The 26,098-nt window shown below is 51.7% G+C and carries 27 protein-coding genes and 2 pseudogenes; 20 read left to right on the plus strand and 9 right to left on the minus strand.

The annotated features are described in order from the left end of the window. Positions 1 to 140 precede the first annotated feature (140 nt). Positions 141 to 464 carry an isoamylase early set domain-containing protein gene (locus tag DB847_RS20855; RefSeq protein ID WP_108652400.1) on the plus strand — a complete coding sequence of 108 codons (324 nt, stop codon included), beginning with the start codon at positions 141 to 143 and terminating at the stop codon, positions 462 to 464. A 54-nt stretch (positions 465 to 518) separates the two neighbouring features. Here the strand turns inward: DB847_RS20855 and DB847_RS25825 are convergent, their stop codons facing one another. The 3 genes from DB847_RS25825 to DB847_RS20870 form a co-directional block, all read right to left on the minus strand. Continuing rightward, positions 519 to 1,634: a tetratricopeptide repeat protein gene (locus DB847_RS25825; protein WP_234418453.1), complete on the minus strand. Its 1,116-nt coding sequence runs from the start codon at positions 1,632 to 1,634 to the stop codon at positions 519 to 521. 164 nt (positions 1,635 to 1,798) lie between these two features. Beyond that, on the minus strand, positions 1,799 to 3,100 hold the full coding sequence (locus DB847_RS20865) for an HlyC/CorC family transporter (protein WP_108652401.1): 1,302 nt from the start codon (positions 3,098 to 3,100) through the stop codon (positions 1,799 to 1,801). Positions 3,101 to 3,172: 72 nt separating this feature from the next. Beyond that, positions 3,173 to 3,964: a cytochrome C assembly family protein gene (locus tag DB847_RS20870; RefSeq protein ID WP_108652402.1), complete on the minus strand. Its 792-nt coding sequence runs from the start codon at positions 3,962 to 3,964 to the stop codon at positions 3,173 to 3,175. 150 nt (positions 3,965 to 4,114) lie between these two features. Between DB847_RS20870 and ffh the strand changes: the two genes are divergently transcribed. The 5 genes and pseudogenes from ffh (at position 4,115) to rplS (ending at position 7,599) form a co-directional block, all read left to right on the plus strand. Then, complete coding sequence (gene ffh / locus DB847_RS20875; RefSeq protein ID WP_108652403.1) at positions 4,115 to 5,509, plus strand: signal recognition particle protein; 1,395 nt, start codon at positions 4,115 to 4,117, stop codon at positions 5,507 to 5,509. Positions 5,510 to 5,678: 169 nt separating this feature from the next. Continuing rightward, positions 5,679 to 5,927 (plus strand): 30S ribosomal protein S16, encoded by a 249-nt coding sequence (rpsP, locus tag DB847_RS20880; protein ID WP_108652404.1) that lies wholly within the window; start codon positions 5,679 to 5,681, stop codon positions 5,925 to 5,927. Positions 5,928 to 5,942: 15 nt separating this feature from the next. Continuing rightward, a complete protein-coding gene (gene rimM / locus DB847_RS20885) occupies positions 5,943 to 6,464 on the plus strand; it encodes a ribosome maturation factor RimM (RefSeq protein WP_108652405.1) in 522 nt (173 codons plus the stop codon). A gap of 32 nt (positions 6,465 to 6,496) precedes the next feature. Beyond that, positions 6,497 to 7,203 (plus strand): annotated as a pseudogene (trmD, locus tag DB847_RS20890) (tRNA (guanosine(37)-N1)-methyltransferase TrmD). Between the two features lie 39 nt (positions 7,204 to 7,242). Further along, positions 7,243 to 7,599, plus strand: coding sequence for a 50S ribosomal protein L19 (gene rplS, locus DB847_RS20895; RefSeq protein WP_108652406.1), 357 nt, complete (start codon positions 7,243 to 7,245; stop codon positions 7,597 to 7,599). A 1,111-nt stretch (positions 7,600 to 8,710) separates the two neighbouring features. Here the strand turns inward: rplS and DB847_RS20900 are convergent. From DB847_RS20900 to DB847_RS20910, 3 genes are all read right to left on the minus strand, one after another. Beyond that, complete coding sequence (locus tag DB847_RS20900) at positions 8,711 to 9,445, minus strand: substrate-binding periplasmic protein (RefSeq protein WP_108652407.1); 735 nt, start codon at positions 9,443 to 9,445, stop codon at positions 8,711 to 8,713. Positions 9,446 to 9,565: 120 nt separating this feature from the next. Next, positions 9,566 to 10,231, minus strand: coding sequence for a carboxymuconolactone decarboxylase family protein (locus tag DB847_RS26765; RefSeq protein WP_108652408.1), 666 nt, complete (start codon positions 10,229 to 10,231; stop codon positions 9,566 to 9,568). A 101-nt stretch (positions 10,232 to 10,332) separates the two neighbouring features. Then, a complete protein-coding gene (locus tag DB847_RS20910) occupies positions 10,333 to 10,707 on the minus strand; it encodes a MerR family transcriptional regulator (RefSeq protein ID WP_108652409.1) in 375 nt (124 codons plus the stop codon). Between the two features lie 307 nt (positions 10,708 to 11,014). Between DB847_RS20910 and DB847_RS20915 the strand changes: the two genes are divergently transcribed. Next, positions 11,015 to 12,076 (plus strand): glycoside hydrolase family 16 protein, encoded by a 1,062-nt coding sequence (locus DB847_RS20915; RefSeq protein WP_108652410.1) that lies wholly within the window; start codon positions 11,015 to 11,017, stop codon positions 12,074 to 12,076. Positions 12,077 to 12,201: 125 nt separating this feature from the next. Continuing rightward, complete coding sequence (locus DB847_RS20920) at positions 12,202 to 12,423, plus strand: hypothetical protein (RefSeq protein ID WP_108652411.1); 222 nt, start codon at positions 12,202 to 12,204, stop codon at positions 12,421 to 12,423. A 48-nt stretch (positions 12,424 to 12,471) separates the two neighbouring features. Here the strand turns inward: DB847_RS20920 and istB are convergent, their stop codons facing one another. Both istB and istA read right to left on the minus strand, forming a co-directional pair. Beyond that, positions 12,472 to 13,227, minus strand: coding sequence for an IS21-like element helper ATPase IstB (gene istB, locus DB847_RS20925; protein ID WP_108649424.1), 756 nt, complete (start codon positions 13,225 to 13,227; stop codon positions 12,472 to 12,474). Positions 13,228 to 13,236: 9 nt separating this feature from the next. Next, a complete protein-coding gene (gene istA, locus DB847_RS20930; RefSeq protein ID WP_108649425.1) occupies positions 13,237 to 14,784 on the minus strand; it encodes an IS21 family transposase in 1,548 nt (515 codons plus the stop codon). Positions 14,785 to 15,001: 217 nt separating this feature from the next. Here istA and DB847_RS20935 point away from each other — a divergent pair, with 217 nt between their 5' ends. Continuing rightward, on the plus strand, positions 15,002 to 16,612 hold the full coding sequence (locus DB847_RS20935) for a hypothetical protein (protein WP_108652412.1): 1,611 nt from the start codon (positions 15,002 to 15,004) through the stop codon (positions 16,610 to 16,612). A gap of 202 nt (positions 16,613 to 16,814) precedes the next feature. Beyond that, the gene (locus tag DB847_RS20940; RefSeq protein ID WP_108652413.1) at positions 16,815 to 17,384 is read left to right on the plus strand and encodes a superinfection exclusion B family protein; all 570 of its coding nucleotides are present in this window, start codon (positions 16,815 to 16,817) and stop codon (positions 17,382 to 17,384) included. Between the two features lie 39 nt (positions 17,385 to 17,423). Here DB847_RS20940 and DB847_RS20945 read toward each other — a convergent pair whose 3' ends face one another. Continuing rightward, on the minus strand, positions 17,424 to 17,885 hold the full coding sequence (locus DB847_RS20945) for a methylglyoxal synthase (protein WP_108652414.1): 462 nt from the start codon (positions 17,883 to 17,885) through the stop codon (positions 17,424 to 17,426). A gap of 232 nt (positions 17,886 to 18,117) precedes the next feature. Between DB847_RS20945 and DB847_RS20950 the strand changes: the two genes are divergently transcribed. The 10 genes and pseudogenes from DB847_RS20950 to rhlP all read left to right on the plus strand — a co-directional run bounded on the left by DB847_RS20950 (position 18,118) and on the right by rhlP (position 25,923). Continuing rightward, positions 18,118 to 18,798 carry a helix-turn-helix transcriptional regulator gene (locus tag DB847_RS20950; RefSeq protein WP_234418454.1) on the plus strand — a complete coding sequence of 227 codons (681 nt, stop codon included), beginning with the start codon at positions 18,118 to 18,120 and terminating at the stop codon, positions 18,796 to 18,798. A 27-nt stretch (positions 18,799 to 18,825) separates the two neighbouring features. Continuing rightward, a complete protein-coding gene (locus tag DB847_RS20955) occupies positions 18,826 to 19,206 on the plus strand; it encodes a RidA family protein (RefSeq protein ID WP_108652416.1) in 381 nt (126 codons plus the stop codon). 91 nt (positions 19,207 to 19,297) lie between these two features. Then, positions 19,298 to 19,696 carry a sulfurtransferase complex subunit TusD gene (gene tusD / locus DB847_RS20960; RefSeq protein WP_108652417.1) on the plus strand — a complete coding sequence of 133 codons (399 nt, stop codon included), beginning with the start codon at positions 19,298 to 19,300 and terminating at the stop codon, positions 19,694 to 19,696. A gap of 8 nt (positions 19,697 to 19,704) precedes the next feature. Beyond that, a pseudogene (gene tusC / locus DB847_RS20965) lies at positions 19,705 to 20,060 on the plus strand (sulfurtransferase complex subunit TusC). An 8-nt stretch (positions 20,061 to 20,068) separates the two neighbouring features. Then, positions 20,069 to 20,353, plus strand: a complete 285-nt coding sequence (tusB, locus tag DB847_RS20970; RefSeq protein ID WP_108652419.1) for a sulfurtransferase complex subunit TusB — start codon at positions 20,069 to 20,071, stop codon at positions 20,351 to 20,353. A 165-nt stretch (positions 20,354 to 20,518) separates the two neighbouring features. Beyond that, complete coding sequence (gene rpsL / locus DB847_RS20975) at positions 20,519 to 20,893, plus strand: 30S ribosomal protein S12 (RefSeq protein ID WP_108652420.1); 375 nt, start codon at positions 20,519 to 20,521, stop codon at positions 20,891 to 20,893. 82 nt (positions 20,894 to 20,975) lie between these two features. After that, on the plus strand, positions 20,976 to 21,446 hold the full coding sequence (gene rpsG, locus DB847_RS20980; RefSeq protein ID WP_108652421.1) for a 30S ribosomal protein S7: 471 nt from the start codon (positions 20,976 to 20,978) through the stop codon (positions 21,444 to 21,446). Positions 21,447 to 21,523: 77 nt separating this feature from the next. Next, positions 21,524 to 23,629, plus strand: coding sequence for an elongation factor G (gene fusA / locus DB847_RS20985; protein ID WP_108652422.1), 2,106 nt, complete (start codon positions 21,524 to 21,526; stop codon positions 23,627 to 23,629). Between the two features lie 74 nt (positions 23,630 to 23,703). Continuing rightward, complete coding sequence (gene tuf, locus DB847_RS20990; protein ID WP_108652423.1) at positions 23,704 to 24,888, plus strand: elongation factor Tu; 1,185 nt, start codon at positions 23,704 to 23,706, stop codon at positions 24,886 to 24,888. Positions 24,889 to 25,053: 165 nt separating this feature from the next. Beyond that, on the plus strand, positions 25,054 to 25,923 hold the full coding sequence (rhlP, locus tag DB847_RS20995) for a rhombotarget lipoprotein (protein WP_108652424.1): 870 nt from the start codon (positions 25,054 to 25,056) through the stop codon (positions 25,921 to 25,923). Positions 25,924 to 26,098: the final 175 nt, after the last annotated feature.

Raw genomic sequence — 26,098 nt, forward strand, 5'->3', positions numbered from 1 at the left:
TCGGAATTCATTCACAGCAATGATTGGGAAAAGTGAGTGATTATTGGGTACTATAGGAGAGTAAAGGCAAGAAATTTCTGATTTTTTAAGCTTTTCTGAGTTCTTGCCTTTACTGATTCTGTATTGATAAGGAGATTGAAATGCCGGTGATCAAAAAATTCCTAAAGTCTCGTCCAGAGGTTAAGGTAACCTTCGAAGTTGATCCGAATAGTGTTGGCGATGCCAAAAAAGTCAATATTATTGCTGAGTTTGAGCAGTGGAAACCTATCGCCCTCAAGCGTCTTAAATCAGGAAGCTTCAAGACAACCCTGAACGTTCCAACCGACAAGCAGGACCAATTCCAGTTTCGCTATCAGCTTATCATGCAAGATGGCCGTGAAGTGTATCAAAACGACCCTCAAGCCGATGGCTATATTCCAAACGAGTATGGAGAAGAGAATTCCGTGCTGCGAGTTTGTGAATAACCACCTCAAAGAGGTGGTTGAGCCAACCACCTCTTTCTCTTTTCTCACCTGACATCACTCAATATTTTTGATCCTCTCGACCACTTCGGGTGGCATCTTCAATGCCAAACGATCGAGTAACCGCTCTTCACGCTCATCTCCACCGAGCTCCTCACCGACTGAGTTCAACAACCAGTAATAAGCTTTCTCGTAATCAAGCGGACTACCATAGCCTTCGAGCAGAAGCTCAACCAGCTCGACCCGTGCAGGACGATAACCCAGGCTGGCCGCCTCTATCATCAAGGGCATGGCTCGCTGGGCATTTTGCTTGACCATGGTCCCGGTCGCATAGGCATGGCCAAGATAGGCCAGGGCCTCAGGTAACCCCTGACGGGCCGCTCGCCAGATAAAATCAAAACCAAGGGCTACGTTGGAATCAACACAGACCCCCTCGGCTAACATATTCCCCCATAAAAACCGGTAGGCGGGCAGCTTCATCACCAGGGCTCTGGCCTCAATATCCTGAACCAGCTGACACTCATCGAGGACGACACGCTCCAGGTGCAGCCCCTTATTTATGAGTTTCAGGAGATCATCCTCCCGGTAGATCTGAACCGCGCCATAAGGATCCTCTTCCTCGACGATTGGCTCTGGCTTTGACTGCTCCTTGATAGCCACCTTTTTCTGAGCTTCTGGTGCGGGTTTTGTGAGGGGCTTGGCCACAGCCTCTTTCTCGGCTATCTCGGCGCTTTTAGCCTGACCACTGGCAGCACTCGCAGCTGGATCCTGGCCTTCAGGTTTAGCGTCCGCCACCTGGGCCCGGCGAGCTTTTTCACTCACCACCTCTTCGGGGCTCTTCACCGCCTCCTTGTCTGCTTTTTCTGCGACTGAGACCGGCTCCGTTACCTCAGAGCTCACGACGGCCTCAGGTTCGGCTTCAGGCTTAAGGGTTTTTTCTGTCACCGCCGCCGGTGCTTTCTCTGAAATCTGCTGGTTTTTTTGCTGCTGGACCGGCTGGGATGGCAAGGGCTCGATCGCCCCGCCTACTTTAGCCGGAGCCGTGGTCGCGGTCGCCACTGTCGGCATCTTAACCTGGGGGGTCACAGGTCCCTGTGAACTGGCAGGCTCTTGTGCCATCACCAACCAAGGCAGCAGAGCAAGGGTCCCCCAGTACCTGGGTAACAAAAACATCGCGGCGCTCCTTTCATGGCAGCAGCGGTCAACTTAGTTGATTTATGCAAAATAGACGCCACCGACAAAAGATCTTGAGATCGCTCTATCTATAGGTATAGGTGATGTAAGGAAGGAAAAAAATGCCGGGAGAAAAGGGGCCAGAGGCAAGCTCTGGCCGCGGGTCAGGATTTACCTAAGTTACTGTGTTGCTGCTCCCGATACAGCTCGGGGATGATCCGTGCCCGGGTCACCATGTTATTGGTCACCTCCAGGATTTCAATCGGGTATCCGGCAAGACGCAATGAGATATTGGCTCCCGGAATATCTTCCAGGTACTCCAGGATCAAACCATTGAGGGTGCGCGGACCATCGGTTGGAAACAGCCAGCCCATCTCCTTATTGAGATCGCGGACACTGACGCTCCCTTCCACAATGTAGGATCCATCCTCCTGAGGGTGGATCTCCTCGCTGGGGGTCGGTGCGATAGTGGTGGTGAAGTCACCGACAATCTCTTCAAGAATATCATCCAGAGTCACCAGCCCCTGGATGTCACCATATTCGTCGACCACCAGGCCGATTCGCTCCTGGTTGCGCTGGAACTTGAGAAGCTGCACATTCAGAGGGGTTCCCTCTGGAATGAAATAGATTTCTCGCAGCGAACGCATCAGCATCGCCTTATCGAAGTGATCCTTATCATTGGCCATGAGATGCATCATCTCCCGGGCATGAATAAAACCGATGGCGTCATCCACGTTATCCCGGTAGAGCAGAGTCTTGGTGTGGGGGCTCTGCACCAGCTGGCGAACTATATCCCGCCAGTCATCATTGATATCGATACCGAAGATCTCACTGCGAGGTACCATGATATCCTCCACCGTGACCTTCTCCAGATCCAGGATACTCAGCAGCATATCCTGGTGGCGACGCGGGATCATGGTTCCGGCCTCATTGACCACGGTTCTCAGCTCATCTGAGCTCAGCTCTCTGCTGATCCCCCCCTTGGTGCGAATGCGAAACATCATCAGCAAGCCATTGGAGAGCATATTGATCAGAACCACCAGCGGATACAGGGCCTTCATCAGAGGCTTGAGGATCCAGGAGACAGGGAACGCCACCCGCTCCGGATAGAGAGCGGCCAGGGTTTTTGGCGTCACCTCGGCAAAGATCAGCACCACCAGGGTCAAAAGCCCGGTTGCCACCGCGACCCCAAGATCACCATACAGGCGCATTCCGAGAATGGTAGCGATTGCCGATGCCAGGATATTGGCCAGGGTATTGCCGATAATGATGAGGCCAATCAGGCGATCCGGGCGCTGCAGCATAGATTCGACCCGCTGAGCGGATTTATGGCGACGTTGCACCAGGTGCCTTAGTTTATAACGGTTGAGGGTCATCATCCCCGTTTCTGATCCTGAGAAAAATGCAGAGATCGCAACAAATAGGATCAACAAACCAAATAACAGATGAGTTGAGAGGTGTTCCAAGAAGGGTTCCTTTTCTAATAATCTGGTTACATTACTAAGAGTAACCTGGGCCGCTGTCAAGCTTAGGCGGCATTAATGGAGCACCAGACTCTGGATAAAGTGGCTACCAAAAAACGCCAGGGATAAAAGAGCAATGCCTATCACATTGCACCACATGGTTTTTCGAGCCCGCCACCCATACCTGTGATGTCCCCAGATAAACAGCAGGTAACAGAGCCAGGCCAGCAGGCTTCCCCCGAGCTCCTGACCCATCTGCCAGGAGGTTTTTTCATGTAGCAGAAACATCCCGGAAAAGAGCGCTAACGTCAGCAGAAAAAAACCCAGGGCAATAATGAAGAATAGCTGGCGCTCCACCGTCATCAGGGGCGGCATCTTGATGCTGGCTGGACGAAGCTTGCGCTTTTTAAGGCGCCAGTCCAGATAGCCCAGTTGCAGGGAGAACAGACAAGCGATCAGCAGCACAGAATAGGCAAACAGACTCAGGATAATATGCAGCAGCAGGGCGGGATTATCCCCGAGGTGGGTAATCACCACGCTATCACTCATGGAGACGGCAGCAATAGTCGTCAGTGCAAAAAGATAAACAATCGGCAGTAGCAACCAGCCATTGAGCCGCTCAGCCAGAATGCTCATCAACAGGGCCACCATAAAGCTTATGATCGCCATGGTATTCAGCACACTGAGGTTTTGGCCGGCATCGACAAAAACCACCTTATTGAGCCAAACAAAATGAATAACCAGGGCGATAGTAGCCGCAGCCCGCACATGAACCCGGCTCACCCCTTTGGATGAGACGAACTGATGCAGGCACAGCAGGACTGACAGCAGATAAAATGCGAGAGCCGCAATTGGCAAGGCGTTCATGAAATCAGCGGGACCCAATTAGCTATTAGCCAAATAGCACCAGTATACAAGAGCTGTGGAAGCTGAGCTACCGCGCGATCGATCCTTACGCCAAATCAGGTTATAATCGGCGCAATTTTCTGCCTTACGGTTATAGAATCGGGACACTCCATGTTTGAGAATTTGACAGATCGACTGTCGCGAACGCTGAAAAACATCAGTGGCCGCGGTCGACTCACTGAAGATAATATCAAGGAAACCCTGCGCGAAGTGCGCATGGCTCTGCTGGAAGCAGATGTTGCCCTGCCGGTTGTTCGCGAGTTCATCAAGCGCGTTAAGGAGCGTGCGGTCGGTCAGGAGGTCACCAAGAGCCTCAGCCCGGGCCAGGTATTTATCAAGATCGTAAATAGCGAACTGGTTGCAGTGATGGGCGAGGAGAACTCGGCCCTGGATCTGGCAGCACAGCCGCCTGCGGTTCTGCTGATGGCTGGCCTGCAGGGTGCGGGTAAAACAACCACGGTCGCCAAGCTGGCCAAACACCTCAAAGAGCGTGACAAGAAAAAGGTGCTGGTTGTCAGTGCCGACGTTTACCGTCCGGCAGCAATCAAGCAGCTGGAGACCCTGGCCGGTGAGGTCGATGTCGAATTCTTTCCAAGTGACATCAAACAAAAACCGATCGCCATCGTCAATGCCGCGATTGATCATGCCCGCAAGAAGTTTTTTGATGTCCTGATCGTCGATACCGCTGGTCGTCTGCACGTCGATGAGCAGATGATGGGTGAGATCCAGGAATTGCACGCCGCGGTCAAGCCGGTTGAGACCCTGTTTGTGGTCGATGCCATGACGGGTCAGGATGCCGCTAACACCGCCAAGGCCTTTAATGATGCCCTTCCCCTGACCGGGGTGGTCCTCACCAAGGCAGATGGTGATGCCCGAGGTGGTGCCGCCCTGTCGGTGCGTCATATCACAGGTAAACCGATCAAGTTTATCGGTATGGGTGAAAAGACCGATGCCCTGGAGCCCTTCTTCCCGGACCGGATCGCATCACGCATCCTGGGAATGGGTGACGTACTGTCACTCATCGAAGAGGTTGAGCGCAAGGTCGACAAAGATAAGGCCGATAAGCTCGCCAAGAAGATCAAAAAAGGTAAGGGCTTTGATCTCGAAGATTTCCGTGACCAGCTACAGCAGATGGGCAACATGGGTGGCATGGCCGGACTGCTGGACAAGCTCCCCGGAATGAATCAGGTACCGGATCAGGTCAAGAACCAGGTCAACGATAAGATGATGGTCCACATGGAAGCGATTATCAGCTCCATGACTCCCCATGAGCGCCGTTTCCCCGATGTGATCAAGGGGTCACGCAAGCGCCGTATCGCCAATGGTTGCGGGCTGCAAGTCCAGGATGTCAACCGCCTGCTCAAGCAGTTCACCCAGATGCAGAAGATGATGAAAAAGCTCTCCGGCAAGGGTGGCATGCGCAAGATGATGAGCGCCATGCAGGGAATGATGCCTCCCGGCGGTATGGGAGGAATGGGTGGCGGCCGCGGCGGGCGTCCATTCTAAAATTTTGTCAGTGGCTACTAGCCATATGGCACTAAGGGGCAACCGATCTGCATAAAAAATAGTAAGATCGGTTGCATTTGCCGTGAATAAAAGTAAAATTTCGCGGCTTACTGTAAGCAAGGTTCGGCTAGTCCGAGCCCTTTTTTATTGAAAATATATAGAGGACGGTATGGTAACCATTCGTTTACAACGCGGCGGAGCTAAGAAGCGCCCGTTCTATCAGGTAGTTGTAGCTGATAGCCGTTTCTCCCGCGATGGTCGTTTCATCGAGCGAGTTGGCTTCTTTAACCCTGTAGCTTCTGGCCAGGCAGAAAAACTGCGTCTGGACATGGAGCGCATCGAGCACTGGACTACTCAGGGCGCTCAGGTATCTGATCGCGTAGCCAAGCTGATCAAAGACGCAAACAAAGCGGCTTAATCGGTAGGTGCTTAAGTGAAAGAGCAAATCGTAATCGCCCGTTTGGGTGCCGTGTACGGTATTAAAGGCTGGCTGAAAATCCACTCTTTCACCGATGTGGCTGGAAGCATTTTTGACTATCAGCCCTGGCTGATGGAACAAAAAGGTCAGTTCAAAGAGCTGACGATCAGTAACTGGCGTCGCCACAATAAGGGTTTGTTGGTCAAGCTTGAGGGCATCGACCAGCGTGAGCAGGCTGAACTGCTGACCGGTGTGGAGATCTCGGTCCATAAGGACCAGTTACCTGATTTACAGGATGGCGATTATTACTGGCGTGACCTGATTGGGTGTAGCGTCAAAAACACCAGCAACTACGATTTTGGACAGGTGACCCAGATGATGGAAACCGGCTCAAACGACGTGCTGATGGTAAAAGCCAATCTGAATGATGCTTTTGGCAAAAAAGAACGGTTAATTCCGTTCATCGAAGAGCAGGTGATCCAGTCTGTTGACTTGGAAACCCGCACTATAACTGTTGATTGGGATCCGGGTTTTTAATGTGGTTAGGGGTTGTTAGCCTCTTCCCTGAAATGTTCAGAGCTATCTCTGATTTCGGGGTCACAGGTCGGGCCATCAAACAGGGACTGATCCAGCTTGAGTGCTGGAACCCTCGGGACTTTACCCATGACCGTCATCGCACCGTTGATGACAGGCCATATGGCGGAGGACCGGGAATGCTGATGATGATTCAACCACTGCGCGATGCGATTTTGGCAGCCAAGCAGGCCGCCGGAGGAGACGCCAGAGTCATCTACCTCTCCCCCAGGGGAGAAAGCTGGAGCAATCCGGTGTCAGAGAGCTTGCACAACACCAGAAGCTGATTCTGGTTGCCGGGCGCTACGAAGGCATCGATGAACGCTTGCTGCAGGCTGAGGTGGATGAGGAGTGGTCGGTCGGAGACTATGTCTTAAGCGGTGGCGAGCTCCCCGCAATGACGCTGATTGATGCGGTGTCGAGGCTGGTCCCCGGTGTATTGGGTAAGATGGAGAGTGCTGAGCAGGACTCCTTCGAAGATGGTCTTCTGGACTGCCCCCACTACACGCGCCCTGAGTCACTGGATGGAATGCAAGTTCCCCAGGTTTTGCTCAGTGGTGACCATAAGAAGATCGATCGTTGGCGGTTAAAACAGTCGCTGGGACGGACCTGGCAGAGAAGACCGGAACTACTAAATAATCTAGCTCTGACTGACGAGCAGGAAACACTTCTTGCTGAGTTTATTCGTGACACTCACGAATAACTGTAGAGTTATCAGTTACACCTAGGTAGGAATATTGAAATGAGCAATATCATTAAGCAACTTGAACAAGAGCAGATGCGTCAGGATCTTCCTGAGTTTGCACCAGGTGACACCGTTCGTGTCATGGTTCGCGTAAAAGAAGGCACCAAAGAGCGTCTTCAGGCTTTCGAAGGCTTCGTAATGGCCAAGCGCAACCGTGGTCTGCACTCTGCGTTCACTGTACGTAAGATTTCAAACGGCGAAGGCGTTGAGCGTACTTTCCAGACTCACAGCCCAGCTGTTGCGAGCGTTGAAGTGAAGCGTCGCGGTGACGTTCGCCGTGCCAAGCTGTACTACATGCGTGGCCGTACCGGTAAGGCAGCTCGTATCAAAGAGAAGCTGGCCAAGCGTAAGTAATAGGGGTTACCTCCCAACGGAGAGTAAGCTTTCCGTTTACGCACGAAAAACCCGCCATCAGGCGGGTTTTTTTATGGCTTGTGCTGCGCACAGCTGTTTGCAGCTTCGCTGTATTTGCCGGTGCTGACCGGTGGCAGGCAAGGCCGTTCTCAGGCATCCTGCCTTCCACGGCATTGATATATCCCTATATGGCAAAGGTGCCCGCGCTTCTGATATACAGGGAAGTGTGAATGCCGCGATAAACATGGATGTTGTTAGCGGCGTGCATCTCCCGGGGCGCCCCGAACCTCGCTAAATCCTCGGCTCTCCTGAGGATGTGCCATGCAGACAAGACCTCCCTTTCTTGACTGCATTCTCGTGGCATCCATGCCACTCAACCTTAACCCTCTACGACTCGCCTCCGCGCTCGCTCACGGGGATGTATAACCCGCACTTCGATTTAACACCGTGATTTAGTTTGAAGATTCGAGGGTAATCGTAACGGCACCATAAAACTGAATCGGAGAAAGGTCCTATAGCCTCCTGTCAATTTCCCCCGAGGTGACTCGTAGTGAACAAGACCGAACAGCATGGAGGCTGTGAATGGACAGCCCGCACATGGATGTGCGGTTTGTCCATTGTCTTGTGAGTCAAGACAAACCGAGGAGAAGGGAAATTCCAGGGCGCCGGTGGATTGTTAAGGAGGGAGGCGCTCTCTCCTTAACCCGTCGCCGCTCGGCAGCGGCAATGTGCCTCTGGCACAAATCGCTGACCACAGGTCAAGCTGAACATATTTTTATCCTTCGGATGGCCCAGTGCCTCGCCCATTGGGTGGGGTCTTGTGGCTACCGCCACTTTTGTCGGGGGTGCCCGACGACACCTTACTTTTGTACCGCCAAAAGTAAGCAAAAGCTCTCTACGCGTGATGAGTCCCTCCATCAAGCTCCGATGCTCGACATCCTGTCTCGGAAAGAAAAAACAACAAATATTAACGGTTGCCTCACCGCTTTCTCACGGGGTGTCCTTGGGAGTCCAGAGGGGGTTGGACAAGCAATCCCCTCTGGCTGTCGTCGGCAGCCCGACACTATGTTCCGCAGGCACAAATAAGCTGGCCGCAGGTCAGAACCATCTGTCAGCGGTATTTGGCGTAGATCTTCTCCAAGGCCCCATCGGCGCGCATGGCCCGAATCGTTTCATCAAATTGCGGCAGTATTTTGGTGAAAGGAGAGCCTCTTCCAACACATAGGTGAAACTTAACCGGCTTAAAGGGCACCGGAATCGCTAGCAGGTTAGCCCCATAGCCGGACTGCTTGATGTAGTAGTTGATGGCATGGGTGGCCTCAACAAAGATATCGTAGCGATTCTTATCCATCAGTTGCAGCACCCGCTCAATGGTGGGCCCCCAGATGATATCCATCTTCCCAAGTTTCAATTTCGCCCAGCCATTTCCCAGATAGGAGACCTGGCGAAATGGCTCAAGATCGGGAAGAGTCTTGATCTGCTCAATCTGTTTGAGCCTGGAGTTCTCCTTATTGGTCAACAAAGAGAAGGTCACCGGCAGGACGGTTTCTTCGCTGAACAGGGTATACTCCTGACGCACAGGCGTTGGCACTGTAACAAATGCGTCGGCCTTGTGCTCCCTGACCCTGAGCTGCGCCCTGGCCCATGGGTAGCCCTGGTGTTCGACCTTGAGTTTCATCCTGTTCTGCAGAGCCTCGGTGGCTATATCCACCAGGATCCCCTTCATCTGCCCCTTCTCCTTCCATGAGTAGGGCGGGTAACTATCAAAATAGGTCATTACCATGGTGGGTTGTGCAGTAGCCAATGCAGGAAGTAGGCTCAAAAGTGCGATCAGCCAAGTTCTCATCGGGAGCTCCAGGAAAACCTTGATGCTCTGAGTATAGCCAGATGAAGCTCATGACGATCAATCCTCACCCCATCATCACTGGTGATGTTTCGGCTTTGTCGAAGTAATCGCGACCCGAGCTCACGGGGAGTTAACTTCCTCTCTATGATTCAGCAACCAAGCCGGTCGTGAGAGTCTCATGCTGCTTGATGCTTTCGAGGCAGGACGCCGAGCCGCGCAGCTCGATGGAGGGGTGGAAATACGCAGCAATGGAGCGAGAAGCAGGATGCTGAACTGGAGAAGCCTATAGGGATATAGGCTCATCGCGCGAAGCAAGGTTTTGCTTACTTTTGACGATACAAAAGTAAGGCGGTGTCCGCGCCCCGACACCTGTGCCGTAGGCACAAAGCAACCTGCCCGTAGGGCTACAATCCCTCGCTCATCAAACACCTCTTTGGCGGTGAAGCTTGCATTAAGCGCAGCCGGGAATCCGGCATAGACTGCCATCTGGGTGATGATCTCCAGGATCTCCCGGGGCGTACAACCCACATTGAGAGCCGCGTTGATATGGACCTTGAGCTGTGGCTGGGCATGCCCCAGTGTGGTGAGGGCCGCGACCGTTGCTATCTCCCTCGATCTTAAATCAAGCTCGCTGCGGCTATAGATATCCCCGAAGCCAAACTCCACGGTATAACGAGCCAGGGCCGGATTGATCTCACTTAAAGAGGAGATCACCTCCTCTCCGGCACGACCATCGATTTCGCTGAGCTTCTCCAGACCCTTTTCAAAACGTGTGTTGCTGCGCATCTCTATCTCCTTAAGTTCAAACTCCCGAAGTGATTCTCCGGGCCACTGGAGATAGAGCCTGAGGGTTAGAGTATGCTCTAAGTCAATAGGTTATTTTATATTTAATAGGGAAATGCTTTTTCACCACTGATGAAAGAATCATACAAAGCGATCTTGTCCTGAATGTTTCTCAGATGTTCCTGCTCGATAGCAAGTCGCTGCCTGACAATCTCAACATGGGCCTCCAGCAATGCCTTGCGTTCCTGCATTGTGGTATCCCCCTGCTCCCTCAGCTCTGCATAGCGTTGGATCTGAGAAAGAGGCATTCCCATATCCTTGAGGCGCAGCACAAACTCCATCCACTTGAGATCCTGGCCGTTAAAAAACCGATGACCACTACTGCTTCGGCGGATCTCCCTGAGCACCCCGATCTTTTCGTAATAACGGATGGTATGTGCGCTGACGCCGACCCTGCTACTGAACTCTTTGATATTCACACTCTCTCCTACTGAGCTTTCGAGTCAGGCCTCGATTTTACAGAACAAGGACCCTGGCTATATAAAAAATTATCACCTCCTCAAAAAACCAGGCTGTGACCCCGATCGCAAATTAATGTAACCGGTTACATTAACTCTCACGACTTATATATCCTGTAAGCCGCATCCTTATTGACGATGCGACAAAATGTCTTCATTTGGCGACATTTTGCACATTTTTTATGCGACAGTTTTGAGCGGAATCCTGCTCTAGCTTAAGGCTTGGATCATTTGCCATCTTGGCAAATACCTTTACAGGAGTTTAATCATGCGTGTTCATTCTAATTCCATCATCAAACCACTCCAGAGGGTTAAGCCCCTCTGCTTTGGTGCCTTGCTATTCCCCTCATTGTTGATGAGCCCTGTCAGCCATGCAGGTGCTTTAGATGCAAACTCTTTATGTAGCCACCTGACCGAAGGAGCCAACTGCACTCAAGATACCAATCTGCTCTCAGGTATTAGCAAAGTAGAGGACCTGGATCGCTTCTTCTGGAGAGCAGATAACTTTTATCACTCGGGACCCGGGGAAGCTCAAATCTACACAAAGGGCCAGATTCAGTTCAACGGGTCAGATCAGAGCGTTTCATTGATAGCGGAAAAAAAGCCATCGGGCGGACATAACTACAGCTCAGGATGGCTGGCAACTCAGGGCGTTTTTGATATCAACAGGGTCGGAGGCAAGCCCGGTGATCCAACAATTAAACGCGGTGCAATCGAGGTGACCGCCAAAGTTGCTTATAGCAATGGGCTCTGGCCTGCTATCTGGATGATGCCCAACAACGATCGAATGAATGATGGCGGGGGTCACCCCTGGCCAGGAGCGGGAAAAGACACCTGGCCTGCCGGAATGGAGATCGACATCCTGGAGCTGATGTATAAGCCTTACCCCGTCATGTCTACTATCCACTACCCAAGCAACCCTTATGCTGGCGATGGAAGCGAGGCAGTGAATGCCGCTCCTGCCCAGGGGATCTCAGGCTATCACCACTATGGAATGGAGTGGAACCTGACCCAGTACGGGGATTACATGACCTTTTACTATGATGGAGATTCCTACTTCCAAATCGAGCTTCACCCGGACTCTGCCGTTTTGCGCAACCTTAAAACGGGTGGGACAAAAAATCTAAGCCCCGAAGCCTCTAAAACCGCTTACGACTCTTTCCATAAAGGATTTGATTCAGGCTATTACCTCATCATGAACATGGCCGTCGGTGGTGCTGTCACAGAACCGATCAAAATTGATGGTTTACCACAAGAGCAACGTGAGATGCGGATCCAGGCCGTGCATAGATACATCATAGGTAACAGTGAATCCGCCCAGGAATCTTAGTCCCTGCTGGCACTTAAACGTTGAGTAAGCAAATCCCTACATGGGTTCTTGCTGCCAGTCCTCAACCTCAGTGCCAGTCATTTTGAAAAACGACGAATGATAAAAATCTCAAGGGGTTATAAATCATGTCTTTTACTTTGCCAAACAGATATCAGCTTAGCTGTGCCGCTCTGATCCTCTGTAGCCTGGGAATGACTTTCGCCGCCAGTGCCGGTGAAAACCCATTTGAAGGGGTTAGAGGGATTTACACTGTACTAAATGATAGTGAGCTGCTTTCAGCCCTTGATAGCTGCCAATTGCCCGAGGAAGCAGGCGTGCGTATTATCGCGATGGCGATCACCGAATAATATGATGTCGATCACCTCAACATCCCGTCTCACAGACTGGGTTATTTTTTACCCTGAGTGATCGGCATCCGTCAACTCTGCGGTGATTTTTCTCATCGATTCTCCGCATAATTCTACACGGATCGCTCCATGAACCAGACGATCCAGGATCGCATCCGCATGGGTTGATTCACCGATCATTGTGTGCCAGTGCTCCAGCGGAAGCTGGCTGCCGATCAGTGTGGCTCCGTGACCATGGCGAGCATCGATTAACTCCAGTAGATCGCTACGCTGAAGCGCATTCAGCGACTCCAGTCCCCAGTCATCGAGGATCAGAAGCGGCGTGTTTCTCAACTGAACCATCAGCTTTCGATAGCTGCCATCAGCCTGAGCCAGCTGCAGTTGCTCCAGCAGCTCTTTAAACCGGAAGTAGCGAACCCCGAGTCCCTGCAGACAGAAGTGATGGCCCAGGGCGCAGGCCAGATAGGTTTTCCCGCACCCGGTCGCCCCGGTCAGGATCAGAGTCTGCCCCAGGCTAAGCCAGTATCCCTCTGCCAGTGAGCGGATCTGGGCTCTATGCAAGCCGCGATCACTTCGATAATCCAGTTGCTCCAGATTTGCCTGCAGCCGGAATCGGGCCTGCTTGATAAGGCGCTCGATCCGCCGCTGAGACCGATCCGTCAGCTCCTGCTCCAGCAGCAGGCTGAGTCGCTCTTCGAACCCGAGTTCCTGGTAGTGCCCGGGTTGCTGATGTTGCCTTTCCAGGGCATCCCGGATACCACTTAGTTTCAGCTCCCGAAGTTGCTGTTTGAGTTGTTCTGTCATCTTTGATCCTTAGTGATAGTAGCCTGAGCCACGGATATTGAGGTGAGTGAGCTCCGCCAGACGATCCGGCTGAGTTTCGGGCAGTGGCTGGCCATCCAGCCCCTTTTCCAGGATGGAGCGGATCCCTTTCTGATAGTAAACGCCCGTTCGGTCTGCTCGCTGGCAGGCCGCTTCTAAGCGGGGGCGTCCATATCGCTTTTCCAGGTTGAGGATCCCAAGGCTGGCCCGATATCCAAGCTCCGGGTGGGACTTTCGGTAGAGCAGCTGTTTGATCACCGCAAGCGTGGAGGGGCCTATCTCCTGAGCCCAGTTCAGAAAGCGTCCCGGGGTCCATTGCATCTGCTTTTGGTGTGCGACCGGCATATGATCGGGGTGGGTGGTTTGCCCTCCCTGCTGATAGCTGCGTGGATGTGTCGCGACACAGCGACCACCATGATAGATCCGTACCAGGTTGTCGCAGATATGCGCTTCAAGCTTGCGTTTGAGCAGGGTATAGGGAACCGAGTAGTAGTGCTTGTCGAGCTCGATGTGATAGTCGATATGAACCCGAACCGCCTTCACCCGGGTGAACTGATAGGGGTTTTGAGGCAGCGATTTGAGCACCGGTTTGTCTAGCAATTCAAACTGTGATTTACGGCTTCCCGGCAGCTTCTTGAACGGGCGATTGTTCAACTCGGTGAGCAGAGCCCCGATCCGCTGGTTTAGCTGAGCCAGACTGAAGAAGGTCTCATGGCGCAGTTTTGCCAGGATCCAGCGCTCAACGATCTGCACGCCCACCTCAGCCTTGGCTTTATCTTTGGGCTTGTAAGGACGGGCAGGAAGCACTGCAACACCATAGTGTGCAGCCAGCTGCTGATAGGTAGGATTGAGATCTGGCTCGTAGCGACACGCTCTACTGACTCCGCTTTTGAGATTATCCGGAACGATCATCTCTGGTACTCCCCCCAGAAATTCGAAGGCCCGTTTATGGCTCATCACCCAGTCTTCCAGCCCCTGACTCAAGGTTGCATCGGCGTAGGTGTAGCTGGATGCACCCATCACAGCGACAAAGATCTGAGCCCGACGCTCCTCCCCAGTCCTCGGATCCACGATGGGCACGGTTGGACCGCAGTAATCAACAAACAGTTTTTCACCGGCTTTATGGCTCTGACGCATTGAGGGAGACTGGCATTTACGCCACTCACGATAACGCATGCAGTAATGGTTATAGCTGTAGTGGTTCTTGGGATGTCGCTCAGCATACTCCTCCCACAGGAGTTGTAGCGTCATCCCTTTGCGTCTGAGCTCCTGATGGGCCACGGCCCAATCCGGCAGAGGAGGTGTCTGACGAACCGTGATCCGGGTCTCAAGGAACTCACGGCGCAGCCGCTCTTCATCCCACTCAGCAGGCAGAGGCCATTGGCATAGCCCCATCTGTTGGGCCCTTTTGCAGTAATTGGACACAGTCGACGGAGACACAGACAGGCTGCTTGCGATCTGGCGGTGACTCAGGCCGCCTTGGTACTTGAGTCTGAGGATCTCTTTGAGTTTTCGCATGGTGATATGCACCGTTGGCATGGCTGGCTCTCCGCTCGAGGTCAAACAGAGAGCATAGCCGGTTAAAAAAACACCTGCGAAACGGGAGTTGAAATGAATAACATTTCGGTCGGGACTGCATAATATTCATGCCGATCACCCAATAATATAAAACTCAAAAGTGATCGCCATCGATATTATTGAGCGATCGCGATCGATATTATTCAGTGATCGCTATCGATCTTATTGGGTGATCGCGATGGACCAAAAAACGCAAGGCGACCGGCAGCAGGACTCCGGATGCGCCATCCTGGTCCACCCCGGGACCTATAGCACCCAGGGAACGGTCGGTTACTTTACTCAGGTTGCCGGGCTCGGAAAAAACCCGGATGCCGTCCACATCACCGGAGGGGATGGGATCACTCCCGCCCCGGGTACTGCTGCTCCGAATGATACCCGAACCTTCTGGAGAGCCCTCGAAAATATGCATATCGACAGCGAGGTTTGGTCTGTATCACAGGGAGCGGCTCTCAGACGGATGCACCTGGGCTCGTTAAAGCTCAGCAAAAACGGCTACTCCAGTGGCGGTTTTATCGCCGACACCAGGATTGATGGAGGGGTGAACTACGGCTCGCAGCAACAGTGGTTTACCCGTAATTCAGAAGCTCAAACCTGGCAAGCCGGAGGAAACCCTTTTAATAAGGTATTCCTGGGCAGCACTCAGCAGGGTAACAAAATAGCAGCCCCCAATCCCAGGACAACTGTGGTTGATGTCAGTCCACAGGTTGCAGAAAAGCCCTTTATCATAGAGGAGAATAACCAATACCGGGTATTTGTGCCCAGCGCTGAATCCAACAAGACAGGGCCAACCACAGACTGGAGCAATCAGCCCGGCTCGAGCTACCCAATTCTCAGATCCGATGAAACCTGTTCTTCGGGAGCATGCTTTCATCTGGTCACACCGGATAATTCAGCAGCCGACATCAATCAATTACTCTCCTCCTCTTCAACCAAAGGAATTATCTTTGCTCCTGGGAATTACCGCTTCGAAGCTCCCATTGTGGTTTCACAAACGAACACTGTTTTGCTTGGGCTCGGCTACCCTAAGCTCCATTCAAGCGCCCAAAATAAGCCGGTCATCGAAACCCAGGCCTCAGGGGTTACATTATCCGGGCTTATGTTCGGTAACAATCAGGGATCCGAGTCTGATCTGAATAGTAGAACCGCTCCCTATTTGCAAATGGATAAGGCAAGTGGTGATAACTTAAGTTACCTGCATGACATTTTTGTGCGCATCGGGATCAATGAGCAAAAGGCCTCAGATCTGAACCAAGCCGCTATTGTCATCAAACAGAACAATGTCATCGGTGATAACCTTTGGCTGTGGGCCAGGGATGGTGGTGGTCAGGTCGGCTCAGCCTATCATGGCCTCTACATCACAGGTGATAACGTCAAGATGTATGGCCTTTCCGTTGAGCACTTTTACGGGAGTCAGGTAACCTGGAGTGGAGATAAAGGGGCTGTTTACTTCTATCAGTCAGAATTACCCTATAGTCCACCAGCTACAGGGGGAGATAAAAGAGAGCCCTCTTTTAAAATAGAGTCCTCGGTCAAAAAATTCGATGGCTATGGGATTGGTGCCTATGCCGTGGTTGGTAACAGCTGGTCAGATGCAACCCTTTATGCTCCCAATCACTCCGGCATACACCTGACCAATACATTCTTCTGGAATCTCGCAAATCCCGGAAACATCAACCATGTCATTCAAACCACCAATGATGGTGTAACACCTGTGTTTATCGATTGGGATTACGGAAAGAACGGCAATTACAATCAAGCCTATAAAACCTATTGGCAGGGCGAGCAGTAACAAGAGCTACAACCCTGAATAGTTAAACAGAGGGGATGGGTCGCTCCTTTAGTGGTCTAACCCTCTTTTCGCTGTTTATGAATCCATTCGCACAATCCGGCAATTCTTACCCTCAGCACGATTCGATTCTCACAGACTATTCCTGGCCCATAGTTTGCAGAGTGCTAGTTGAAAATGGATAAGAATACGCGAGGTGGTAGCGATGAAGTCGTGGAAGATGACAGCTTATAGCGAGCTTTGGGTTAACTGGTGTATGGCCTGGCTGTTGTTGAGTTGCTCTATCACTCTGTTGTTCCCCGATGCCCTGCTCCATGGCGCCGTCAGTGAGTGGATTGAACGCCATATCACCTACCTGGTCCTGGGGATCTTGTTTTCCAGCGCCTATTTTCTGGCCCGGGCATTGCTCCTGTTATGGGACTGGCTGATGAGTAAGCTCGAGATCTGGCACTCTCAGCACCGCCTGGAAAGGATGATCAATCACCTGGACTTTGCCGAAAAGGCGATTCTGCGCGAGTTCGTACTACAGCGCAAGAGTGTCATAAAATTGCCACTGGCCGAGCCTGCGGTCAAAAATATGTTAGATAGCGGCATTCTGGATTTTGCCTATGGCCAGCCCAGCAGCAATGATCAGGCTCATATCAAGCCGATGATGATCTCGCTGAGGGCCCGACCACTGCTGACTTACAAGGTTCTGGGAATGAGCCGCGGTAACATGAGTGAAGAGCAGATCGAGCAGATGATGAGTGCCCGTCCCAAGTTTGCCAAGAACTAAGCCACAAGTCTCCTTACGTTTTAGTGCGGGCCTCCCGCACTATTTTTTTGTCCGCTCCGCCAGATAGCCCTGATAATCGGGAACGCTGATCGTTACGCTCTCGCTCATATGTGGTGAGTCCATCAAAAAGTCGGCAGTAGCTCTATTGGTAGCCACCGGAATATTCCACACCGCAGCCAGCCGCAGCAAGGCTTTGACGTCGGGGTCGTGTGGCACCGCATTAAGCGGATCCCAGAAAAAGATCAGCACATCGATTTTCCCCTCGGCGATTAGGGCTCCCAGCTGCTGATCGCCACCCATGGGACCGGAGAACAGGCAGTTGATTGGCAATCCAGCTTCTCTTCCCAGCAAACTGCCGGTTGTTCCGGTCGCATAGAGGTGATGGAGCTTCAGCTGTTCGGCGCGAGAGCTCACCCAGTCGATAAGATCGGCTTTCATGTGATCGTGGGCCACCAAAGCAACTCGCTTGTGAGCCTCCATTTGCCTGCTTGTATACTTCATGACTTTCTCCTGTAAAAGCAATTGACAGCAGTCTACCGAAAAAAGTGCGTTACGCACTCACCCACGAGGCGAACTGTGATCCTCCATGGATCAAAGTGAAGTTTATTGTTAAAGCATAGCCCCGGTTGGCCCCCTGCCATCCCATTTTCGGCGGTTCAACATAAAATTATTTGACAATTTATAAAAAAAGTTGAGAATCAACCCATCCTCTCTCAATCTTATGGGGCTTTACGTGACGGAAGACACACTGCAACGGCGCTTTACAGCAGAAGATCATCTGCTGATGGACTCTTATGCAGATCTTGTTGATTCTCTCGCAGCCTTTGCCGGCCTCCATTGTGAAGTGGTACTACACTCACTTGAGTCACTGCATAATTCAGTGATCAAGATTGCCAACGGTTTTCATACCAAGCGTAGTGCCGGGGCGCCGATTACCGACATGGCTCTGGAGCTGGTAAAGCGCCTTGAACAGTCTTCTGAAAACTTTGTCGCCAATTACATGACACGCACCGATGACGGTTTGATGATGCGCTCCACCACCATGGGACTGCGCAATTCAAAGCAGCAGTTGATCGGACTATTGTGCTTTAACATGAACATCAGCGCTCCGTTTCATGAGCTTGCTGCCAATTGGCTGCCGGTGGGCAATGAACCGATGTCAGATTCACCCGAGACTTTCGCCTCCAATGTGGAAGAGCTGGTCACCCGGACGATTGAGAGAACTATTCATGAGATCAACCAGGATCCTCAAGTCGGCAATCAGAATAAAAACAAACTGATTGTCACTCGCCTGCATGACAAGCGGATCTTTGACATCAAAGACGCGGTACTGCTGGTCGCAAGTAAGCTTGGGATATCCAAACACACGGTTTATCTCTATATCCGACAACACAAGCAGGAAGAGCACAGCTAGCCAACCTGCACTCCCAAGGAGCAAACGATGAAAGAGATCATTGCCACTGAAAAAGCACCAGCAGCGATTGGCCCATATGTTCAGGCCAGCAAGCTGGGTAACATGGTTTACACTTCAGGCCAGATCCCTCTGGATCCAAAGAGCATGGAAGTGGTTGCCGGTGGCGTTGCTGAGCAGGCTGAGATGGTGATGCAAAACCTGATGGCGGTTCTGGAAGAAGCTGGTGCCAACGCAGACACAGTGGTTAAGACCACCTGTTTCCTGAGCGACATGAACAACTTTGCTGCATTCAACGACGTATACGGCAAATACTTCCAAAACGTTGCTCCGGCACGCTCTTGTGTTGAAGTCGCTCGCCTGCCAAAAGATGTTCTGGTGGAAGTTGAAGCGATCGCTTACATCAAGTAATCTGAGCCATTGGCGAATGAGGCTGTTCTAAGCAGCCGGATGAAGGCCTCTGCATGTCAGGGGCTTTTTTATAGGTAAATGATGGTGACCCATGAGTGCTCCTCTGACTTTTGCTCTGCTGATCTCCGGCCCTCCCTACGGCAATAGCCGAGCCAGCCGGGCTCTTCAATTGGCCAGAGCAATCCTGAATGCTGGCCACAAGCTGCCGCGTATCTTCTTCTATCAGGATGGCGTCCTCAATGCCAATAGCCTGCTTGCCCCGGCCAGTGACGAGTTTGATCTGCACCAGGGGTGGTGTGAGCTTGCGCAACAGCAGGGGGTCCAGCTGGAGATCTGTGTTGCCGCCGCCCAACGCCGCGGCGTTCTGGATCAAAATGAAGCCAGACTTGCCCGCAAACCTGGCTCAAATACAGCGGTTCCCTTTGAGATGACCGGCTTGCTGCAGCTTAGTGAAATCACCGAACAGTGCGATCGGCTGATCCAGCTTTAGGAGATATTATGACACCAACTGCCTATATCTTTCGAAGCGCCCCCCATGGTAGTGCCTCTGGCCGTGAAGGGCTGGATGCCCTGCTTGCCGCCTCTGCCGTCAATGAAGAGCTCACCGCTCTTTTTATCGAAGATGGAGTATATCAGCTACTAAGGGAGCAACAGCCGCAGCAGATCCTCGGCCGCGATTACGCACCCACCTTTAAGATGCTAGATCTCTATGATGTTGAACACATCTACGTGTGTGCTGAGTCTATGGCGGCTCGTGGACTCTCGACTGAGGATCTGCTGATCGATGTGACCCCCTGCCTCGCCGGGATATCATCGCTCAGTTCGCCGCACACCCCATCCGCCTGATGTTTTAGGAACCCAGATGCTACATATCGTTCAGGACTCGCCCTTTAGTCACTTAACTCTGGATCAGGCTCTGAGCTATCTTGGAGAGCAGGATCAGCTGCTACTGATGGGGGACGCCGTTATAGCGGCTAGCACTGCAAACGGCAATGATGCTCTGACCCGGCTAGCCGGTCAGCAGCTTCTGTATGTCAGCCTCCCGGATCTTGAGGCCCGGGGACTTAAGGCTCAGTGTGGGCAGGCTGTCGACGATGCCGGACTCATCGCCCTCGTCGCCAAGCAGGGATCACCGTTAACCTGGTAGAGTCGACCACACAGCAGAATTTGCACAAAATTTCTTACGCCAGAGGCATTTTTGGCCTGTATAATTCTTGACTCAGCACCTAGGCAGTAATAAAATTCCGCGTCCCCATTTTATGGGGATGTTTTTCACACGTTTATGAAAATGAATTTTCAGGAGCTACATTAGATGGCAACTATTAACCAGCTAGTGCGTAAGCCCCGCGAGAGACAAGTTGACAAGAGCAACGTCCCTGCGCTGGCTGCTTGCCCACAGAAGCGTGGCGTATGTACTCGTGTATATACTACCACTCCAAAGAAACCAAACTCTGCACTCCGTAAGGTGTGTCGTGTTCGCCTGACCAACGGTTTTGAAGTTTCTTCATACATCGGTGGTGAAGGCCACAACCTGCAAGAGCACTCTGTTGTTCTGATCCGTGGCGGTCGTGTAAAAGACTTGCCAGGTGTTCGTTATCACACCGTTCGTGGTGCACTTGACTGTGCCGGTGTTAACGATCGCCGCCAGGGCCGTTCTAAGTACGGTGCTAAAAAGCCTAAATCTTAATGGTTCTCCGTTAAGTAAGGCCAAACAACTTTTAGTTTAATCCCAGGTTTTGGAAATTACCTGAAGATACGGAGAATTAGCAATGCCAAGACGTCGCATTGTCGGTCAGCGTAAAATGCTGCCAGATCCTAAGTTCGGATCTGAGCTGCTGGCTAAGTTTGTAAATGTAGTAATGGTAGACGGTAAGAAGTCTACTGCAGAAAAAATCGTATATGGTGCACTGGAAATCTGTAACCAGAAGTCCAACAAAGAGCACCTGAACATCTTCGAGGAAGCTCTTGAGAATGTTCGTCCAACCGTCGAGGTTAAGTCTCGTCGTGTTGGTGGCTCTACTTACCAGGTTCCTGTAGAGGTTCGTCCTGTGCGTCGTAACACTCTGGGTATGCGCTGGATGGTAGACGCCGCTCGTAAACGTGGTGAAAAATCAATGGCTCAGCGCCTGGCTGGCGAGATCCTTGACGCGGCTGAGAACAAAGGTTCTGCAGTTAAGAAGCGTGAAGATGTTCATCGCATGGCTGAAGCGAACAAAGCGTTCGCTCACTATCGCTGGTAGTCTGCTGGTGCAGATCATAAAATCTGCACCTATCATTAGATTCCAGGGATTTTCCTTAGGATAAGAGGGGACGTATCGTGGCTCGTACAACTCCAATCGAGCGTTACCGTAATATCGGTATCTGTGCTCACGTCGACGCGGGTAAAACCACTACGACTGAGCGTGTTTTGTTCTACACCGGCCTGTCTCACAAAATTGGTGAGGTTCATGACGGTGCTGCGACCATGGACTGGATGGAGCAGGAGCAGGAGCGTGGTATCACTATCACCTCAGCTGCGACTACTACATTCTGGCGTGGTATGCAGGGTCAATTCGAAGAACACCGTGTCAACATCATCGACACCCCGGGACACGTTGACTTCACTATCGAAGTTGAACGTTCTCTGCGTGTTCTCGATGGTGCCGTGGTTGTTTTCTGTGGCTCTTCAGGTGTTGAGCCTCAGTCTGAGACCGTATGGCGTCAGGCTGACAAGTACAGCGTTCCTCGCATGGTATTTGTCAACAAGATGGACCGTGCCGGTGCTGACTTCGAGCGCGTTGTTGAGCAGATCCGTGAGCGCCTGGGCGCTACCTGTGTGCCAATTCAGCTGAACATCGGTGCTGAAGATGAGTTCAAGGGTGTTATCGATCTGATCAAGATGAAGGCGATCAACTGGAATGAAGAAGACCAGGGGATGACCTTCACCTACGACGAGATCCCTGCTGAGCTGCAGGATCGCGCCGCTGAGCTGCATGAAGAGCTGGTTGAAGCTGCCGCTGAAGCCACTGAAGAGATGATGGAGAAGTACCTCGACGAGGGCGAACTGTCAGAAGAAGAGATCAAAGCAGGTCTGCGTCAGCGCACCCTGAACAACGAGATTGTTCTGGCGACCTGTGGCTCTGCATTCAAAAACAAAGGTGTTCAGGCAGTACTGGACGCGGTTGTTGAATTCCTGCCAGCTCCAAACCAGGTTGAAGCGATCAAAGGCGTGGACATGGATGACAATGAGATCACCTGTCCTGCTGATGACGACGCACCATTCGCGGCTCTGGCATTCAAGATCGCCACTGACCCGTTTGTTGGTACTCTGACCTTCATGCGTGTTTACTCTGGTGTTCTGCCTACAGGCTCTGGCGTTTATAACTCTGTTAAAGAGAAGCGTGAGCGTGTGGGTCGTATGGTTCAGATGCACTCTAAAGATCGTAAAGAGATCAAAGAGGTTCGCGCTGGTGACATCGCTGCAGCGATCGGCCTGAAGGACGTGACCACAGGTGATACCCTGTGTGACATCGACCACAAGGTTGTTCTGGAGCGTATGGAATTCCCTGAGCCTGTTATCCAGATCGCTGTTGAGCCTAAGACCAAGGCTGACCAGGAGAAGATGGGTATCGCTCTGGGCAAACTGGCTGCAGAAGATCCATCATTCCGTGTTGAAACTGACGAAGAATCAGGTCAAACTCTGATCGCCGGTATGGGTGAACTCCATCTGGACATCATCGTTGACCGTATGAAGCGTGAGTTCAAGGTTGAATGTAATGTTGGTAAGCCTCAGGTTGCGTATCGTGAAACGATCCGTAAAGAAGTTGAGGTTGAAGGCAAGTTCGTTCGTCAGTCTGGTGGTCGTGGTCAGTTCGGTCACGTCTGGCTGAAGCTGGCACCTCTCGTAGACAGCGAAGAGAACTTCGAGTTTGTCAACGAGATCGTCGGTGGTGTGGTACCAAAAGAATATATCCCTGCGGTAAGCAAGGGTATTGCCGAGCAGATGACCGGTGGTGTTCTGGCTGGTTACCCAGTCCTGAACGTCAAGGCGACTCTGTTCGACGGCTCTTACCACGATGTTGACTCGTCAGAAATGGCATTCAAAATCGCAGGTTCTATGGCATTCAAGAAGGGTGCTCTCGAAGCAGACCCTGTACTGCTTGAGCCTATGATGAAGGTTGAAGTTACTACCCCTGAAGACTTCATGGGTGATGTAGTTGGTGACTTGAACCGCCGCCGTGGCATGATCGACGGTATGGACGATGGCGCAGCTGGCCTGAAGATCGTTCGTGCTCAGGTACCACTGGCAGAAATGTTTGGCTATGCAACTGACTTGCGTTCTCAAACTCAGGGTCGTGCTTCTTACTCTATGGAGTTCTTGAAGTACAATGAGACTCCGAATAACATCGCTCAGGCGGTGATTGAGAACCGTAAAGCCAATTAAGTTAACTTAAAAATAATTTAATATCCTGCCCATGGCTTCCTCGTGGGCAGGCTCAACCTAGGAAGGACAACGTTGTGTCTAAAGAAAAATTTGACCGTTCCAAGCCCCATGTAAACGTTGGTACTATCGGCCACGTTGACCATGGTAAGACCACTCTGACTGCAGCTATCACCTCAGTTCTGGCTAAGACCTACGGTGGTGAGATGAAGGCGTTCGATCAGATCGATAACGCTCCTGAAGAGCGTGAGCGTGGTATCACCATCGCAACTTCTCACGTTGAGTATGACACTCCTGAGCGTCACTACGCTCACGTAGACTGCCCAGGACACGCTGACTATGTTAAAAACATGATCACCGGTGCTGCTCAGATGGACGGTGCTATCCTGGTTGTTGCTGCTACTGATGGTCCTATGCCTCAGACTCGTGAGCACATCCTGCTGGGTCGTCAGGTTGGTATCCCATACATGATCGTGTTCATGAACAAGTGTGACATGGTTGATGATGAAGAGCTGCTTGAGCTGGTTGAGATGGAAGTTCGTGAACTGCTGTCTGAGTACGACTTCCCAGGTGACGACCTGCCAGTAATCCAGGGCAGCGCTCTGAAAGCACTGGAAGGTGAAGCTGAGTGGGAAGCTAAGGTTGTTGAGCTGGCTGAAGCACTGGATTCTTACATCCCTCTGCCTGAGCGTGACATCGACAAGCCATTCCTGATGCCTATCGAGGACGTATTCTCAATCTCTGGCCGTGGTACTGTTGTAACTGGTCGTGTTGAGCGCGGTATCGTTACCGTTGGTGACGAAGTAGAAATCGTTGGTATCAAAGAGACTACCAAGACTACTTGTACTGGTGTTGAAATGTTCCGTAAGCTGCTGGACGAAGGTCGTGCAGGTGAGAACATCGGTGCCCTGATCCGTGGTACTAAGCGTGACGAAGTTGAGCGTGGTCAGGTTCTGGCTAAGCCAGGTTCTATCACTCCTCACACCAAGTTCGAGTCTGAGGTTTACGTTCTGTCTAAGGACGAAGGTGGCCGTCATACTCCGTTCTTCAAAGGCTATCGTCCACAGTTCTACTTCCGTACTACTGACGTGACCGGTACCATCGAGCTGCCAGAAGGCGTTGAAATGGTAATGCCTGGTGACAACATCAAGATGGTTGTAAACCTGATCTGCCCAATCGCAATGGACGAAGGTCTGCGCTTCGCTATCCGTGAAGGCGGCCGTACTGTTGGTGCGGGTGTTGTTGCTAAGATCATCGAGTAATCGATAATCTAATCAACACGAAAAAGGTCGCTTCGGCGGCCTTTTTTATTATCTGCAGAAAACCACCTCCGGCTTCATGACTGAGCCCGAACTGAGATCCAGATACTCCCCCCTTCATCTAAAGGCGACTAAGATATAATCAGTTCAGCAAAGGATGATGCAATTATGAAAATACGGATCCTGGGTGTTGGCTGTATCGCTCTGATTGTTACAAGCCTGCTCGGCGGATGTGCCGTCAACCAGTCCAGACAGCGCACCAGCATAGTGGATTACCTCTACCCGAAAAATACGCAACAGGTGATCGAGCCATCAATTCCGACACTCAAGCTTCCTCTGAGCGTTGGTATCGCCTTTGTCCCCAACCCTCAATCCCAACCCGGAGCTCCAAACCTTTGGTCCGGGAGAGTGGATCAGAACAACCTGACGGAAGAGACCAAGATGGCTTTGCTACAAAAGGTGCAAAGTCATTTTGAGAAGCTCGACTTTGTCAGTGATATTCAGCTGATCCCTTCGGCATACCTGACACCGGAGGGGGGATTTAATAACCTTAATCAGATCCAAAATATGTTTGGGATCGACGAGATCGCCCTGGTCTCCTACGATCAGGTTCAATTTACTGACGAGGGAGCTCTTTCGCTTACCTACTGGACCCTTATCGGGGCTTATGTTGTCTCGGGTGAAAAGAATGACACCAGCACCATGCTGGATACGGCAGTCTATGACATCAAGAGCCAGAAGATGCTATTTCGGGCGCCAGGGATGAGCCGGGTCAAGGGATCATCGACTTTGGTGAACCTGAGTGATCAGCTGAGAAAAGATAGCGTGACAGGCTTTAATCAGGCAACCGAGCAGATGATTAAAAACCTGGATATCCAGCTCAAGCTGTTTAAGGAGAAGGTGAAGAGTAACCCTGACAAGTTCAAGGTAGAGCATAAAAAAGGCTACACAGGCGGGGGAGCATTTGGGCCAGTCATGCTAATACTCCTGCTGATTGCTGGCTGTATTTTCAGACTTAGATTTCGCCAAACCGATTAAGCTCATTGAGGCCGCCAGTGCGGCCTCTTCCTTCCTGATGCATATATTTTCCTTTGATTCAGGATATCTTCAGTATTTGTTGCCTAGGCCGTACAGAAAGCATACAATCGCCAGCTTTCATCATCCCCTGCGACAAACCAAGTTGTTCCTCCGCAGGGTATATCTGAATTGGTGA

Source organism: Dongshaea marina (assembly GCF_003072645.1).
GTDB classification, from domain to species: domain Bacteria; phylum Pseudomonadota; class Gammaproteobacteria; order Enterobacterales; family Aeromonadaceae; genus Dongshaea; species Dongshaea marina.

Coding starts and splice junctions, on each gene's coding strand:
- DB847_RS20945 (WP_108652414.1), bottom strand. CDS start 17,885: ATGAAGTATACAAGCAGGCAAATGGAGGCTCACAAGCGAGTTGCTTTG.
- rhlP (WP_108652424.1), top strand. CDS start 25,054: ATGAAAATACGGATCCTGGGTGTTGGCTGTATCGCTCTGATTGTTACA.
- rpsP (WP_108652404.1), top strand. CDS start 5,679: ATGGTAACCATTCGTTTACAACGCGGCGGAGCTAAGAAGCGCCCGTTC.
- DB847_RS20870 (WP_108652402.1), bottom strand. CDS start 3,964: ATGAACGCCTTGCCAATTGCGGCTCTCGCATTTTATCTGCTGTCAGTC.
- rpsL (WP_108652420.1), top strand. CDS start 20,519: ATGGCAACTATTAACCAGCTAGTGCGTAAGCCCCGCGAGAGACAAGTT.
- DB847_RS20935 (WP_108652412.1), top strand. CDS start 15,002: ATGGACCAAAAAACGCAAGGCGACCGGCAGCAGGACTCCGGATGCGCC.
- DB847_RS20855 (WP_108652400.1), top strand. CDS start 141: ATGCCGGTGATCAAAAAATTCCTAAAGTCTCGTCCAGAGGTTAAGGTA.
- DB847_RS20900 (WP_108652407.1), bottom strand. CDS start 9,445: ATGAGAACTTGGCTGATCGCACTTTTGAGCCTACTTCCTGCATTGGCT.
- rpsG (WP_108652421.1), top strand. CDS start 20,976: ATGCCAAGACGTCGCATTGTCGGTCAGCGTAAAATGCTGCCAGATCCT.
- DB847_RS20955 (WP_108652416.1), top strand. CDS start 18,826: ATGAAAGAGATCATTGCCACTGAAAAAGCACCAGCAGCGATTGGCCCA.
- rplS (WP_108652406.1), top strand. CDS start 7,243: ATGAGCAATATCATTAAGCAACTTGAACAAGAGCAGATGCGTCAGGAT.
- tusD (WP_108652417.1), top strand. CDS start 19,298: ATGAGTGCTCCTCTGACTTTTGCTCTGCTGATCTCCGGCCCTCCCTAC.
- ffh (WP_108652403.1), top strand. CDS start 4,115: ATGTTTGAGAATTTGACAGATCGACTGTCGCGAACGCTGAAAAACATC.
- tusB (WP_108652419.1), top strand. CDS start 20,069: ATGCTACATATCGTTCAGGACTCGCCCTTTAGTCACTTAACTCTGGAT.
- DB847_RS25825 (WP_234418453.1), bottom strand. CDS start 1,634: ATGTTTTTGTTACCCAGGTACTGGGGGACCCTTGCTCTGCTGCCTTGG.
- DB847_RS20920 (WP_108652411.1), top strand. CDS start 12,202: ATGTCTTTTACTTTGCCAAACAGATATCAGCTTAGCTGTGCCGCTCTG.
- istA (WP_108649425.1), bottom strand. CDS start 14,784: ATGCCAACGGTGCATATCACCATGCGAAAACTCAAAGAGATCCTCAGA.
- DB847_RS26765 (WP_108652408.1), bottom strand. CDS start 10,231: ATGCGCAGCAACACACGTTTTGAAAAGGGTCTGGAGAAGCTCAGCGAA.
- istB (WP_108649424.1), bottom strand. CDS start 13,227: ATGACAGAACAACTCAAACAGCAACTTCGGGAGCTGAAACTAAGTGGT.
- DB847_RS20915 (WP_108652410.1), top strand. CDS start 11,015: ATGCGTGTTCATTCTAATTCCATCATCAAACCACTCCAGAGGGTTAAG.
- DB847_RS20940 (WP_108652413.1), top strand. CDS start 16,815: ATGAAGTCGTGGAAGATGACAGCTTATAGCGAGCTTTGGGTTAACTGG.